14 protein-coding genes are annotated in these 13,470 nt (G+C 59.6%); 6 read left to right on the forward strand and 8 right to left on the reverse strand.

Annotated features, from left to right (window positions below):
- The first annotated feature begins 70 nt into the window (after nucleotides 1–70).
- The 4 genes from ELQ88_RS31530 to coq7 all read left to right on the forward strand — a co-directional run bounded on the left by ELQ88_RS31530 (nucleotide 71) and on the right by coq7 (nucleotide 3,197).
- Nucleotides 71–1,045: a DUF805 domain-containing protein gene (locus ELQ88_RS31530; protein WP_128873943.1), complete on the forward strand. Its 975-nt coding sequence runs from the start codon at nucleotides 71–73 to the stop codon at nucleotides 1,043–1,045.
- 62 nt (nucleotides 1,046–1,107) lie between these two features.
- On the forward strand, nucleotides 1,108–1,896 hold the full coding sequence (locus ELQ88_RS31535) for an SDR family oxidoreductase (protein WP_138969247.1): 789 nt from the start codon (nucleotides 1,108–1,110) through the stop codon (nucleotides 1,894–1,896).
- 79 nt (nucleotides 1,897–1,975) lie between these two features.
- Nucleotides 1,976–2,314 carry a histidine triad nucleotide-binding protein gene (locus tag ELQ88_RS31540; RefSeq protein ID WP_128873945.1) on the forward strand — a complete coding sequence of 113 codons (339 nt, stop codon included), beginning with the start codon at nucleotides 1,976–1,978 and terminating at the stop codon, nucleotides 2,312–2,314.
- A 235-nt stretch (nucleotides 2,315–2,549) separates the two neighbouring features.
- Complete coding sequence (gene coq7 / locus ELQ88_RS31545; protein WP_128873946.1) at nucleotides 2,550–3,197, forward strand: 2-polyprenyl-3-methyl-6-methoxy-1,4-benzoquinone monooxygenase; 648 nt, start codon at nucleotides 2,550–2,552, stop codon at nucleotides 3,195–3,197.
- 170 nt (nucleotides 3,198–3,367) lie between these two features.
- On the opposite strand, the gene ELQ88_RS31550 is transcribed toward coq7, so the two are convergent.
- Nucleotides 3,368–3,790 (reverse strand): OsmC family protein, encoded by a 423-nt coding sequence (locus ELQ88_RS31550; RefSeq protein WP_060541609.1) that lies wholly within the window; start codon nucleotides 3,788–3,790, stop codon nucleotides 3,368–3,370.
- 246 nt (nucleotides 3,791–4,036) lie between these two features.
- On the opposite strand from ELQ88_RS31550, the gene crp reads away from it, so the two are divergent.
- Nucleotides 4,037–4,681, forward strand: coding sequence for a cAMP-activated global transcriptional regulator CRP (crp, locus tag ELQ88_RS31555; RefSeq protein ID WP_128873947.1), 645 nt, complete (start codon nucleotides 4,037–4,039; stop codon nucleotides 4,679–4,681).
- 24 nt (nucleotides 4,682–4,705) lie between these two features.
- Here the strand turns inward: crp and ELQ88_RS31560 are convergent, their stop codons facing one another.
- The 4 genes from ELQ88_RS31560 to ELQ88_RS31575 form a co-directional block, all read right to left on the reverse strand.
- On the reverse strand, nucleotides 4,706–5,407 hold the full coding sequence (locus tag ELQ88_RS31560; RefSeq protein ID WP_128873948.1) for a lipoate--protein ligase family protein: 702 nt from the start codon (nucleotides 5,405–5,407) through the stop codon (nucleotides 4,706–4,708).
- A gap of 98 nt (nucleotides 5,408–5,505) precedes the next feature.
- A complete protein-coding gene (gene trpC, locus ELQ88_RS31565) occupies nucleotides 5,506–6,342 on the reverse strand; it encodes an indole-3-glycerol phosphate synthase TrpC (RefSeq protein WP_138969248.1) in 837 nt (278 codons plus the stop codon).
- On the reverse strand, nucleotides 6,339–7,388 hold the full coding sequence (trpD, locus tag ELQ88_RS31570) for an anthranilate phosphoribosyltransferase (protein ID WP_128873950.1): 1,050 nt from the start codon (nucleotides 7,386–7,388) through the stop codon (nucleotides 6,339–6,341). The genes trpC and trpD overlap by 4 nt, the downstream gene beginning before the upstream one ends.
- A 9-nt stretch (nucleotides 7,389–7,397) precedes the next feature.
- Complete coding sequence (locus ELQ88_RS31575; RefSeq protein WP_128873951.1) at nucleotides 7,398–7,991, reverse strand: aminodeoxychorismate/anthranilate synthase component II; 594 nt, start codon at nucleotides 7,989–7,991, stop codon at nucleotides 7,398–7,400.
- Between the two features lie 406 nt (nucleotides 7,992–8,397).
- Here ELQ88_RS31575 and estP point away from each other — a divergent pair, with 406 nt between their 5' ends.
- On the forward strand, nucleotides 8,398–10,305 hold the full coding sequence (gene estP, locus ELQ88_RS31580; protein WP_138969249.1) for an esterase EstP: 1,908 nt from the start codon (nucleotides 8,398–8,400) through the stop codon (nucleotides 10,303–10,305).
- A gap of 81 nt (nucleotides 10,306–10,386) precedes the next feature.
- Here estP and trpE read toward each other — a convergent pair whose 3' ends face one another.
- The 3 genes from trpE to rpe all read right to left on the reverse strand — a co-directional run bounded on the left by trpE (nucleotide 10,387) and on the right by rpe (nucleotide 13,429).
- Nucleotides 10,387–11,868 carry an anthranilate synthase component I gene (trpE, locus tag ELQ88_RS31585; protein WP_128873953.1) on the reverse strand — a complete coding sequence of 494 codons (1,482 nt, stop codon included), beginning with the start codon at nucleotides 11,866–11,868 and terminating at the stop codon, nucleotides 10,387–10,389.
- 71 nt (nucleotides 11,869–11,939) lie between these two features.
- Nucleotides 11,940–12,758 carry a phosphoglycolate phosphatase gene (locus tag ELQ88_RS31590; protein ID WP_128873954.1) on the reverse strand — a complete coding sequence of 273 codons (819 nt, stop codon included), beginning with the start codon at nucleotides 12,756–12,758 and terminating at the stop codon, nucleotides 11,940–11,942.
- On the reverse strand, nucleotides 12,755–13,429 hold the full coding sequence (gene rpe / locus ELQ88_RS31595) for a ribulose-phosphate 3-epimerase (protein WP_028621492.1): 675 nt from the start codon (nucleotides 13,427–13,429) through the stop codon (nucleotides 12,755–12,757). Before rpe ends, ELQ88_RS31590 begins: the two co-directional genes overlap by 4 nt.
- Between the last annotated feature and the right edge of the window lie 41 nt (nucleotides 13,430–13,470).

Here is a 13,470-nt window from a genome sequence, read left to right on the forward strand (position 1 = left end):
CTCCCGGCCGGCCTACACGCCGGCTGCGCACCACTCCATTCAAATTTTTCGCGACAAGGATGCCTCGCCCATGAGCGAAAACCGTTACAAGATCGTATTCGACGGCGCTCTGCTGCCTGGTGTCGAGGCCACCACCGCCAAACTCAATCTCGCCGAGCTATTCAAATCCGATGTCGCTGCCATCGAGCGGCTGTTCAGTGGCCGGCCGGTTGCACTCAAACGCGACCTGTCACAGGCCGATGCCCAGACTTATCTGCAGGCGCTGACGAAAACCGGCATCGATGCCCGGATCGAACGTGAACCCCAGGTCGAACTGAACCTGTCTGAGGTGCACGAACACACGCCTGCCGACCCACCTCCAGCGCCAGATCCGGAATCACCCTACGCACCGCCGCGCGCGGCTGTCGGCGAAGCGCTGCCGGCGTTCGCCACGCTCAAGGCATTCAGTTTCGACGGCCGTATCGGCCGCTTGCGCTATCTGGCCTGGACGATGGTTCTGATGCTGGTGACGTTTGGCATCAGCGCCATGCTGGTTTTTTTCGGCCTCACCCTTATCAGTACGGATTCCAGCGCCGGGCTGATTCTCGGGGGGCTGTTGGCCTTTACGCTCATCGTGGTGTTCGGCTTCATCAGCATCCAGTTCAGCGTCCAGCGCCTGCATGATATCGGCTGGTCCGGCTGGCTCTGGCTGCTGACGCTCGTGCCGATCGTGGGCAGCTTCTTTCCGTTCGTGATGATGCTTATGCCGGGCAACCACACCGCCAATCGATACGGAGCACCACCACCGCCCAACAGCCCAGCGGTCAAGATCCTGTCTGCGCTATGGCTGGTATTTACCGCGATCCTGTTGATCGGCGGGCTGTCCGGCGGGCTCACTGCGATCCATAGCGAATACGAAAGCGCCACCGAGCGCCTCTATGAAAGTGACTCGGTCACCGCCGAGGGGATCGAAGATCAAACCGCTGTGGAAGCAGAGCCTGCGCCAAATTCAGCTGACGATGCAGCCGAAGAAGCCCGGCCCCCTGTAGACTCTGCGAAAGAATGAACAGCGCTTCCCGCCCGTGACACCTGCGTCGCCGGCGCGGAGCTGTTGCGATGGAGAACTGCATGACCCGTTACGCTCTGATCACTGGCGCTTCCAGCGGCATCGGCCTGGCGATGGCCGAAGCGCTGGCCCGGCGCGGCCGCAGCCTGATTCTGGTGGCCCGACAGCGTGATCAGCTGGAAAGCATTGCAATTGAACTGACTCAACGTTTTGGCGTGGAAGTGTTATTCCGGGCCTGTGACCTGGGCGAACCGTTGCGTCTGTCCGGGTTTCTGCTGGAACTGGAGGAAGGTGATCGCCAGATCGATCTGTTGGTCAACTGCGCCGGCATGGGTACCTGCGGTCCTTTTCTGGCCCAGGACTGGATGACCGAGCAGGATCTGATCGAGGTGAACATCCTCGCCCTCACCCGCCTGTGTCATGCGGTCGGCAACAGCATGGCCTTGCAGGGTGGCGGGCAGATCCTGAACGTCGCCTCGGTCGCCGCATTCCATCCGGGCCCGTGGATGAGCACTTATTACGCCAGCAAAGCCTATGTGTTGCATTTTTCCGAAGGGTTGCGCGTCGAGTTGAAGAAATGTGCGGTCAAGGTGTCGGTGCTCTGTCCTGGCCCGACTCGCACCGCATTTTTCCGCACCGCGCAACTGGACACCGGCAAACTGGTCGACAGCAAACTGCTGATGAGTCCCGAGGAAGTCGCGCTCTATACCGTGCGGGCACTGGAGAAAAATCGCGCCATCATCATTCCGGGCCGACGTAACCGCTGGCGCGCCTTTCTGCCGCGCCTGGGTTCACGCTGGCTGACCCGGACAATCGCCGGCATGGTCAACAAGGCCTATTGTCCACGCTGAATGGTCCTACGGTAAAACGCTGGGCTGGCGCATCTCCCATGGGTACACTCAGTCCAGCCCAAACAACGGAGAAACTGCTGTGGATACTCTGTTCACCAAGATCATCAACCGGGAAATCCCGGCGAAGATCATCTACGAGGACGACCAGGTACTGGCCTTCCACGATATCGCCCCACAGGCACCGGTACATTTTCTGGTGATCCCGAAAAAATCCGTGCGCACCCTGAACGACCTCACCGAGGACGACAAGGCATTGGCCGGGCATATTCTGTTCACTGCCCAGCGCCTGGCGCTGGAACTGGGCTGCGAAGAAGGTTTCCGTGTGGTCATGAACTGCAATCCACTGGGCGGGCAGACGGTCTATCACATTCATATGCATGTATTGGGTCAGCGCCAGATGCATTGGCCGCCGGGCTGATCCACCACGCCCTTGTATCTTGTAGGAGCGAGCTTGCTCCGGGCGGCGTTCCGACGATGGGCTCAAGAGCGCGACGTTTAACCAGTAAACACGCGTTAACGTTAGCGACCATCGTCGGAACGCCGCCCGGAGCAAGCTCGCTCCTACAGAGCGCGGTGTGATCCCATGACCCAGCACAAACCTTCACCGGCCGATTGGGTTAAACTGGCCGCCGAGATTCTTCCCGGAGGTCAGCATGACTACCCAACGTCACTACTCGCCGATTGACCGTCTTCTGTTGCAAGCCGATGCCGCGATGCGAACCCTGCTGCCCTCCAGCGGCCAACCGTACCGTCCGTCGCCCGCTATCGTGCAGCCGGATGCGAAAATGAGCGACGAAGACACCCGGCACGTTGCCGGCCTGATGCGTATCAACCATACCGGCGAAGTCTGTGCCCAGGCGTTGTATCAGGGTCAAGCCCTGACCGCCAAACTGCCGCAAGTGCGGGCCGCGATGGAACACGCTGCCGAAGAAGAAATCGACCATCTGGTCTGGTGCGAGCAACGTATCCATCAGCTAGGTAGCCACACCAGCATTCTCAATCCACTGTTTTACGGCATGTCGTTCGGGATTGGCGCGGTGGCCGGGCTGATCAGCGACAAAATCAGCCTGGGTTTCGTTGCGGCTACCGAGCATCAAGTCTGCAAGCACCTGAATGAACACCTTGAGCAACTGCCGGCGGAAGATGAAAAGTCCCGGGCGATCCTCGAGCAGATGCGCATCGATGAAGAGCAGCATGCTGAAAGCGCGCTGGATGCTGGCGGTTTCCGCTTTCCGGCGCCAGTGAAATTCGGGATGGGTCTGTTGGCCAAGGTGATGACCAAGAGCACTTATCGGATCTGACGGCTGCGTTGTTTGACAGGGCCTCTTCGCAGGCAAGTCGGATCGCCGCGCCGCCGCTGCCACAGGGGTGGACTTTCAGCCAATAAAAAGGCGACTGCCGTCAGGTAGCCGCCTTTTTATTGCCTGAAGTTTATTGCCTGAAGCTTCAGGCTGCCCTGTTGCGCGGCGATTCAACCGAGCTCGACGATCTCGTAATCGTGGGTGATTGCAACACCGGCCGCGCCGAGCATGATCGACGCCGAACAATATTTCTCTGCTGACAGTTCGATGGCGCGTTTGACCTGGGCTTCTTTCAGCCCACGGCCTTTGACCACAAAGTGCATGTGGATCCTGGTAAAAACTTTCGGATCCTCGGTCGCGCGTTCGGCTTCGAGGAAAGCTTCGCAGCTTTCGACGGCCTGGCGGGACTTCTTGAGGATACTGACCACGTCGAAATTACTGCAACCGCCAACACCCAGCAGAAGCATTTCCATTGGCCGGACACCCAGGTTGCGACCGCCGGCTTCAGGCGGGCCGTCCATGACCACGACATGACCGCTGCCGGATTCGCCGAGGAACATGGCTTCGCCAGCCCATTGGATGCGTGCCTTCATCGCCAAGACTCCACTGTATAAAAAAGGGTCGCCAGCTTAGCACAGGGCCCTTGATTGGCAGCGCTCGCCTTCCAGGACATACCTTCCGCCCCCGTAGGTAAATGCTCGAATATTGCAGGAAGTGTCTGTTAAGCTGCGGCAATTAGCTGGCGCATAGCCAGCCTCGTTGCCGACAACAACGATTGCGGTCTTCGCCAGCCCCTGGAAAAAACCAACCACACCGTGCAGTCTTTTCGGGATAGAACCATGGTTGCTATTGCGCCCACGCCCAAAATCAAAAACCTCGACAAACTGTTGATGCATTGCCAGCGCCGTCGCTACCAGGCCAAGACCAATATCATCTGCGCCGGGGATCGCTCGGACACGCTGTTCTTCATCATCAAAGGCTCGGTCACCATCCTGATCGAGGACGACGATGGTCGCGAAATGATCATCGCCTACCTGAACACCGGGGACTTTTTTGGTGAACTGGGACTGTTTGAACAGGCCGGCCTCGAACAGGAACGCAGCGCTTGGGTGCGCGCGAAGGTCGAATGTGATGTCGCGGAAATCAGCTATGTGAAATTCCGCGAATTGTCCCGGCAGGATCCGGACATTCTTTACGTGCTCAGCGGGCAAATTGCCCAACGTCTGCGCAACACCACCCGCAAGGTGGGCGACTTGGCGTTTTTTGACGTGACCGGACGTGTTGCTCGCTGTCTGCTGGAACTGTGCAAACAGCCAGATGCCATGACCCACCCCGACGGCATGCAGATCAAGGTGACCCGTCAGGAAATCGGACGGATCGTAGGCTGCTCCCGTGAAATGGTCGGACGCGTGCTCAAGGATCTGGAAGAGCGTGACCTGGTGGACGTCAAAGGCAAGACCATGGTGGTCTTCGGTACGCGCTAAGCCCGAAAACTCAAGCGTTGAAACTCAAGCACCGAGCATCTCCGCCAGCAATTGGCGGTACAGCCCGTCGAGCCGTTCCAGCGCATCCGGGGCGGCGAATTTTTCATGCAGGGCGATGTGGCTCTCGGCGCGAACCCGCTGTTCAAGACCACAGGCTTCATTGAAGCGGTTGACTGCCGCGACCATCGACTCGCGCTCGTTATCCAGTAACAACGCACCGTGTACCAACCCTACCGGACGCGACCCGCCTTTGCTCTGGCGCCAGCGCTGAGCGGTGCCGACCATCTTGCGTCCATCGAGGTTGACGTTGAAACGGCCATCGCAGAATGCCCCATCCACTTCCCCCAGGGACGAGACACCGCCCAACTCATCCAGCAGCTGACAAATCGGCTCGCAGAGTCGCCGGTAGGCGGTTTCGATACGGTTCTGGTCACCTTCGCTACGCGGTGGCGCGTAGACCAGCGCGATGTTGATGGTCGATGCCGATTGCGGTACTGGCTCACCGCCGGTTTCGCGCAACAACACAGGCCAACCTGCCGCCGCGGACACCTCGCACGCGGCTTCGAACCCAGGCAGACGATTCAATCGGCGCGGCATGACCAGCGCCTTGTCACTTGGTTGCCAGAACAGCAAACCAAATTCCGAGTCACCCGTGCATACATGGGCCAACAGGTCCTGTTCGGCAAGCAGGCCGGTTTCGACGGTTAGAGAGGTTGGATGGGACATGGATGACTCCGTAAGACATGAAGTCTTTGGGGTACTTGATGGCCTCTTCGCGGGCAAGCCCGCTCCTACAGGGGATCGGGTTGCCAGCAAAGATATTGTCAGTCGAGCGTGGAGCCGCTGACAGGAACGCCGCGCTCAGGGAAAAACAGACGCTGCAGCTCGGTACCCGGATTTTCAGCGCGCATAAACGCCTCGCCGACCAGGAACGCATACACGTCGCTGATTTCCATCAGTTCGACATCGGCTCGATTGAGAATGCCGCTTTCGGTAATCACCAATCGATCACGCGGGATACGCGGCAACAGATCAAGCGTGGTTTCCAGATTGACGTCGAAGGTGTGCAGGTTGCGGTTGTTGACACCGATCAGCGGAGTATCGAGTGTTTTCAACGCCCGTTCCAGCTCATCGCCATCGTGGACTTCCACCAGCACATCGAGGCCGACGCTTTTGGCCACGGCCGCCAGCTCGGCCATTTTCACGTCATCCAATGCGGAAACGATCAACAGCACGCAGTCAGCGCCCAGGGCGCGGGCTTCGACGATCTGGTACGGATCGATCATGAAGTCCTTGCGGATCACCGGCAGTTTGCATGCCGCACGCGCCTGCTGCAGGTACGCATCGGCCCCCTGGAAGTAATCGATATCGGTGAGCACCGACAGGCAGGTCGCCCCGCCCCGCTCGTAGCTGACAGCGATGTCGGCGGGAACGAAGTGCTCGCGGATCACGCCTTTGCTCGGCGAGGCTTTCTTGATTTCAGCAATGACGGCCGGCTGCTTGAGCTTGGCCTGATCGATCAATGCCTGGGCAAAACCCCGTGGGGCATCGGCCTGCTTGGCCAGGCTTTCCAGCTCGGCGAGACTGACACGAGCACTGCGCTCGGCGACTTCCTGGACTTTGCGGGCCAGAATGTTTTCCAGAACCGTCGGTACACTCATCCCTCATTCTCCACCTTGAATACCGCGGTAAACGCACCCAACTCCTCGAGTTTTTCCCGAGCGAGACCGGTGTGCAGCGCATCGTGCGCCAGGGCGACGCCCTCTTTCAACGTGCTGGCAAGGTCGGCGGCATACAGCGCGGCACCGGCATTGAGCACGATCATCTCGGCGGCTTTCTGACCGTTTTCGGTCTTACGCTTGCCCAGGGCATCGCGAATCAGTTCAAGTGACTGGGCCGGACTTTCAACCACCAGACCATACAAGCTCTGGCTCTTTATACCGAGGTCTTCCGGCTGGACCCAGTATTCTGTTATTTCGTCGTTTTTCAGTTCAGCCACATAGGTGGGTGCCGCCAGGCTGAACTCGTCCAGACCGTCCTGGGAATGCACCACCAGCACATGTTTGCTGCCCAGGCGCTGCAACACCTCGGCCAATGGCCGGCACAACGCCTGATTGAACACACCCACTACCTGATGTTTCACCCCGGCCGGATTCGTAAGCGGGCCGAGCATGTTGAACAAGGTGCGCAAGCCCAACTCCCGGCGCGGGCCGGCGGCGTGCTTCATGGCACTGTGGTGGGTCTGGGCAAACATGAAACCGATGCCGACGTTATCGATGCAGCGTGCCACTTGAACCGGTGTCAGGTTCAGGTAGATCCCTGCCGCTTCCAACAGGTCGGCACTGCCGCTTTTACCCGAGACCGCACGGTTACCGTGCTTGGCCACGGTGCAACCGGCTGCTGCGACGACAAACGAAGAAGCGGTGGACACGTTGAAAATGTTCGCCCCGTCACCGCCGGTGCCGACCACATCGACGACGCCGTCCAGCGTCTTGAGTTCGACCTTGTCCGCCAGCTCGCGCATGACCGACACCGCACCCACGATCTCATCGATGCTCTCGCTCTTCATGCGCATCGCCATCATGAACGCGCCAATCTGTGCGTCGGTGCACTGCCCGGTCATGATTTCGCGCATCACATCGCGCATTTCGTCGGTGCTGAGGTCGAGATGATCGACGATACGGCTCAGGGCTGTCTTGATGTTCATTAAAAGTCCTTAGCGCGTGCCGCCGGTTTGTTTGAGAAAGTTGGCGAACAGCTCGTGACCCTGTTCGGTCAGGATCGACTCAGGGTGGAACTGCACGCCTTCGATGTTCAATGTCTTATGGCGCAGGCCCATGATCTCGTCCACCGAGCCGTCTTCAAGCTGGGTCCAGGCGGTCAGCTCGAGGCAGTCCGGCAGGGTTTCGCGCTTGACGATCAGCGAGTGATAGCGGGTGACCGTCAGCGGATGATTCAAGCCTTCGAAAACGCCCTTGTCCTCATGGAACACCGGGCTGGTCTTGCCGTGCATGACGTGACGGGCACGGACCACATCGCCGCCAAACGCCTGGCCGATGGATTGATGGCCCAGGCAAACACCCAGAATCGGCAGTTTGCCGGCGAAATGCTTGATCGCTTCGATCGAGATACCGGCCTCGGTCGGGGTGCAAGGACCGGGTGAGACCACGATCCGCTCCGGGTTGAGGGCTTCGATCTGGGCGATGGTGAGCTCATCGTTGCGCACGACTTTGACCTGGGAGCCGAGCTCACCAAGGTACTGCACAACGTTGTAGGTAAAAGAGTCGTAGTTATCGATCATCAGCAACATGGCGTTAAGAACCTCTTGAATTCACTGACTTTAATACGGCCTTCAAAGGATTTGCCCGCAGCGTCCTGCACTTTGTCAGTCGCTGGAATCGCGCAGCAAAGCGGTTTGTCTTGCGGGTAAAGAAGGCAAAGCGGTAAAGATCCGGCCGGGCCGGCAGAAGGATTCAGGCGCGCCAACGCCAACGGGCGTGTGCCTTGATGACTTGATCCAGGAGTTTGCTGACGATCAACACGGGGAAGGTCTCATTCATACGTATTGGCACAGTAACTTAGCTGGGCAGAGCGTGCAATATGGGGCGATCGAAGCGCGGTGAAACAATCGCGGGTTCGCGCCGAATGGCAACAGACTCTATAGTTTTTGGCACTGACGTTTCGTTCACTAAAATAATAAATAAACGGATTTGCTCATGATCAAACCGACGTTGGCCCTACCCCTTGCCGCCTGCTTGCTCGCCATGGCCTGTACCCAGGCGATCGCGGCGCCCAATCCTTACTCGACCTTCATCGTCTTCGGCGACAGTCTCAGCGATGCCGGGCAGTTTACCGACACCGGCGGGCCGGCCGGAGCAACCCTGCGCTTTACCAACCGTACCGGGCCGGTCTACTTCGATGGCAGCGGCGAGGTCTACTCCGCCAACTCGACACAACTATTGGGTGGCAAACTCGGATTCTCCGCGGACCAGACGGCCGCCTCGACCTCGGCCGCGCGCGTCAGCCAGGGCCTGCCTGACGGCAACAACTGGGCCGTCGGCGGTTATCGCACCGACCAGATCCTCGATTCGATTACCACTGTATCCGCCACTGGCGAGCGCACTCGTCCTGGCTACCTGGCCGCCAACAACCTGCGTGCCGACCCGAATGCGCTGTATTTCCTCTCCGGCGGCGGTAACGATTTCCTCCAGGGCCGGGTGCTCAACCCGGCCCAGGCCGGCGCGGCGGCAGATCGACTGGCAGACAGCGCCCAGGTTTTGCAGACCGCCGGCGCCCGGTACATCATGGTCTGGCTGTTGCCTGACCTGGGTTTGACGCCCGCCATCAACGGCAGTCCCCAACAGCCCGGTATCTCGCAACTGAGTGGCCTCTTCAATCAGCGCCTGGTGACGCGACTCGGGGGCATCGACGCCGAGATCATCCCGCTGAACGTTCCATTGCTGTTGCAGGAAACCGTCGCCGATCCGGCACGATTCGGACTGGCCACCGACCAGAACCTGGTGGCTACCTGTTTCAGCGGCAATGGCTGCGTTGAAAACACCGCCTATGGCATCAACAGTGCAACGCCGGACCCGAGCAAGCTGATCTACAACGATGGCGTTCACCCGACCGAAACCGGGCAGAAGCTGATTTCCGATTACGCCTATTCCCTGCTGGCCGCGCCGTGGGAACTGACGCTGCTGCCGGAGATGGCCCACGCCACGCTACGTGCGCACCAGGATGAACTGCGCAGCCAATGGCAATCGGATTGGGAGAGCTGGCAGGCAGTCGGCCAATGGCGCGCGATTGTCGCAGGCGGCGGCCAGCATCTGGATATCGATGGTCAAAGCAGCGGTGCCAGTGCCGATGGCAGCGGTTCCAACCTGAACATCGGCGGTAGCTATCGCCTCAATGAAGCCTGGCGAGTCGGTGTGGCGGCAGGCTTTTATCGGCAGAACCTTGAAGCTGGCAGCAATGATTCGGACTACAAGCTCAACAGCTACCTGGCCACCGCCTTCGCCCAGTTCGAGCAGAATCGCTGGTGGGCCGATGCCGCGTTGACCGGTGGCAAGCTGGATTACGACAATCTCAAACGCAAATTCGACCTGGGCGCCAGCGAAAGGGCGGAAAAAGGTGATACCGACGGCCGCCTATGGGCCTTCAGCACCCGCCTCGGCTACGACATTGCGCAACCGGGCAGCGAATGGCACTTGTCGCCGTTCATCAGCGCCGATTACGCGAAAGTGGAAGTCGACGGTTACTCGGAAAACTCCAATCGCTCCACAGCGTTGACTTTTGATGACCAGAAACGCGACTCGAAACGGCTGGGCGCCGGTCTTCAGGGCAAATACCAGATCACTGCGCAGACTCAAGTGTTCGGCGAATACGCCTTCGAGCGGGAATACGAGGACGACACTCAGAAAGTGAACATCGCCCTCAATAGCCTGCCGTCCCTGGACTTTGAGCTCGACGGTTACACACCGCAAAGTCATTTGAATCGCGTGAGCCTGGGGGTCAGCCACAAATTGACGGCTGATCTGGCTTTGCGTGGTGGGTACACGTTCCGCAAGGACGATGACTTTACCCAGCAAGGGCTCAACGTTGGGGTTGTGTTGGACTTCTGATCCATTTAATAGCCAGCACAAAAAAACGCGGTGCCCTCACAGGCGCCGCGTTTTTTATGGTGGTGAGGCCCTTGTGGGAACTCAGGCGTCCGGGGTTTGCTCGGCAAGCGCCACCGCACGGAACATCGCGCGGCGTTTGTTCAGGGTTTCTTCCCATTCCAGCGCCGGCACCGAGTCGGCGACAATGCCGCCACCGGCCTGCACATGCAGCTCGCCGTTCTTGATCACCGCAGTGCGGATCGCGATGGCGGTGTCCATATTGCCGTTCCAGGCGTAATAACCGACCGCTCCGCCATACACGCCACGCTTGACCGGCTCCAGCTCGTCGATGATTTCCATCGCGCGAATCTTCGGCGCCCCGGACAAGGTACCGGCCGGCAGAATCGCCCGCAGTGCATCCATCGCCGTCAGCCCGGCCGTCAGTTGCCCGGTGACGTTGGACACGATGTGCATGACGTTGGAGTAACGCTCGATCACCATTTTTTCGGTGAGCTTCACCGAGCCGATTTCCGAAACGCGACCGGTATCGTTACGGCCCAGGTCAATCAGCATCAAGTGCTCGGCGATTTCCTTGGCGTCGGACAGCAGGTCTTTTTCCAGCGCAACATCGGCCTCTTCGTTGGCGCCCCGCGGACGGGTGCCGGCGATCGGACGTACGGTGATCAGGTTGTCTTCCACCCGCACCAGCACTTCCGGCGAACTGCCGACGACGTGGAAGTCGCCGAAGTTGAAGAAGTACATGTAGGGCGTCGGGTTGAAGCAGCGCAGCGCTCGGTACAGATCGATCGGTGCAGCCTTGAAGTCGATCGACATGCGCTGGGACGGTACGACCTGCATGCAGTCACCCGCCAGGATGTATTCCTTGATGGTGTCGACGGCTTTTTCGTAATCGTCCTGGGTGAAGCTTGAGCGAAATACCGGATCGGCAGACTGCTGCTTGCTGAAATCCAGGCCTCGGCGCGGTGCGATCGGCTGACGGAGTTTTTCCAGCAGCGCTTCAAGACGTGCCTGTCCGAGCTCAAAAGCATCGGCCTGCGACGGATCGGCCAGGACAATCGCGTGCATCTTGCCGGCGAGGTTGTCGAACACCACCACCGCGTCGGAGACCATCAACAGGATGTCCGGCACGCCCAGTGGATCCGGATTCGGGCATTTGCCCAGGCGCTTCTCCACATAACGTACGCAGTCGTACCCGAAGTACCCCACCAGGCCGCCATTGAACCGCGGCAGGCCGGGGATGGTCGGCACGTTGTAACGAGCCTTGAATTCTTCGACGAAGGTCAGCGGGTCTTCAGCCTCATGACTTTCAATCTCGACGCCATCGTGGGTCACGCTGATGTGATGATCGTGAACCCGCAGCACGGTGCGGCATGGCAAACCAATGATCGAATAACGGCCCCACTTTTCGCCGCCCTGCACCGATTCGAGCAGGTAGGAGTTCGGCTCATCGGCCAGTTTCAGGTAGATCGACAGCGGGGTGTCGAAGTCGGCCAGGGTTTCGCAGGCAAGCGGGATGCGGTTGTAGCCGGCAGCGGCCAAACGCAGGAATTCTTCGCGGATCATGGGGTAGCCTCGTGGCTTGAGGGTCTAACAGTCAGGTATGCAAACGCGCCGGGATGCCGGCCAGGAACAAGTCAGGCGCGCCAACGCCAGCGGGCCAGGGCCTTGATGACTTTCATCCAGAGTTTGCGAGTGACCACCACGATGGCGTTTCCAGAAGGGGGTTGAACAGCGTCGGCCAACGTTATCTCAGCGGCCGGATCCAGGCAACCGCGAATTAGCTTGCGCAGATCGTCGATCACCAGCGCCGGCGACTCTTCGGCAATCGGCCGGCCATGGTTATAGCCATAACTGAGCGCCACGCATTTGACCCCCGCCGCTTTCGCCGCCTGTACATCGCTGCGCGAGTCGCCGACGAACAACGATTGGGATGCCGGAATATTGGCCATTTTCATGACGAAAAACAGTGCGGCCGGGTCCGGTTTCTTCTGTGGCAAGGTGTCGCCACCGATGATCCATTTGAAGTAACGACCGATTTTCATCTGATCCAGCAGCGGTGCGACGAAGCGCTCCGGCTTGTTGGTGATCAGGGCCATTTCCACGCCTTGCTTGTTCAGCCACTTGAGGGTGTCACGCACGCCAGGGTAAACCACCGTCAGCTCGTGACCGTCCTCATAAAAGCCGTTGAACAACTCCAGGGCATGCTCGGCCTCGACCTCATCGACACCCTCGGCGTCGATGTGGTTGGCCAGTGCCCGGCGCACCAGCATGTGCACACCGTTACCGACCCAATCACGCACCGACTCGATCCCGGCAGGCGCGCGGCCGAGTTTGAGCAGCATGTTATCCACAGCCGCCGCGAGGTCGGGGACCGAATCGACCAGCGTGCCATCCAGATCGAACATCACCAGCCGCGGCAGAGCGCCCGGGAATAGCTGCTCAAAACCACTCATGGGCGGGTCAGCGCCAGTTCGGAACGCATCTTTTCAATCACCTCTTGGTAGTTCGGTGCATTGAAGATCGCCGAGCCGGCGACGAAGGTATCGGCGCCAGCGGCGGCGATTTCGCGAATATTGTTCACGTTCACGCCACCGTCGATTTCCAGGCGGATATCCCGACCGGAGGCATCGATCAGTGCCCGCGCTTCACGCAGCTTGTCGAGAGTGCCAGGAATGAACTTCTGCCCGCCGAAGCCCGGGTTGACGCTCATCAGCAAGATCATGTCGACCTTGTCCATCACGTACTTGAGCACGTCCAGCGGCGTCGCCGGATTGAACACCAGGCCCGACTTGCAGCCGCCTTCGCGGATCAATTGCAGGGAGCGGTCGACGTGCTGCGTGGCTTCCGGGTGGAAGGTGATATAAGTCGCGCCGGCCTCGATGAAGTCGCCGACAATGCGGTCCACCGGGCTGACCATCAGGTGCGCGTCGATCGGCGCGGTCACGCCGTACTTGCGCAGCGCGGCGCAGACCATCGGGCCGATGGTCAGGTTCGGCACGTAATGGTTGTCCATGACATCGAAGTGAACGAAGTCGGCGCCGGCGGCCAGGACGTTGTCCACTTCCTCGCCCAGGCGGGCGAAATCGGCGGAGAGAATCGACGGAGCAATGACGAAGGGCTGCATGACGCACCTTTTTTGAGCAGAATCTCGATGGCGCGCATTGT

This window comes from Pseudomonas sp. MPC6 (assembly GCF_006094435.1).
GTDB lineage: Bacteria > Pseudomonadota > Gammaproteobacteria > Pseudomonadales > Pseudomonadaceae > Aquipseudomonas.

Excerpts from the sequence above, each read along its gene's own strand:
- crp (WP_128873947.1), top strand. The coding sequence starts at position 4,037 with ATGGTTGCTATTGCGCCCACGCCCAAAATCAAAAACCTCGACAAACTG.
- estP (WP_138969249.1), top strand. The coding sequence starts at position 8,398 with ATGATCAAACCGACGTTGGCCCTACCCCTTGCCGCCTGCTTGCTCGCC.
- trpC (WP_138969248.1), bottom strand. The coding sequence starts at position 6,342 with ATGAGTGTACCGACGGTTCTGGAAAACATTCTGGCCCGCAAAGTCCAG.
- coq7 (WP_128873946.1), top strand. The coding sequence starts at position 2,550 with ATGACTACCCAACGTCACTACTCGCCGATTGACCGTCTTCTGTTGCAA.
- ELQ88_RS31560 (WP_128873948.1), bottom strand. The coding sequence starts at position 5,407 with ATGTCCCATCCAACCTCTCTAACCGTCGAAACCGGCCTGCTTGCCGAA.
- ELQ88_RS31575 (WP_128873951.1), bottom strand. The coding sequence starts at position 7,991 with ATGTTGCTGATGATCGATAACTACGACTCTTTTACCTACAACGTTGTG.
- trpD (WP_128873950.1), bottom strand. The coding sequence starts at position 7,388 with ATGAACATCAAGACAGCCCTGAGCCGTATCGTCGATCATCTCGACCTC.
- ELQ88_RS31550 (WP_060541609.1), bottom strand. The coding sequence starts at position 3,790 with ATGAAGGCACGCATCCAATGGGCTGGCGAAGCCATGTTCCTCGGCGAA.
- rpe (WP_028621492.1), bottom strand. The coding sequence starts at position 13,429 with ATGCAGCCCTTCGTCATTGCTCCGTCGATTCTCTCCGCCGATTTCGCC.
- ELQ88_RS31535 (WP_138969247.1), top strand. The coding sequence starts at position 1,108 with ATGACCCGTTACGCTCTGATCACTGGCGCTTCCAGCGGCATCGGCCTG.
- ELQ88_RS31590 (WP_128873954.1), bottom strand. The coding sequence starts at position 12,758 with ATGAGTGGTTTTGAGCAGCTATTCCCGGGCGCTCTGCCGCGGCTGGTG.
- ELQ88_RS31530 (WP_128873943.1), top strand. The coding sequence starts at position 71 with ATGAGCGAAAACCGTTACAAGATCGTATTCGACGGCGCTCTGCTGCCT.
- trpE (WP_128873953.1), bottom strand. The coding sequence starts at position 11,868 with ATGATCCGCGAAGAATTCCTGCGTTTGGCCGCTGCCGGCTACAACCGC.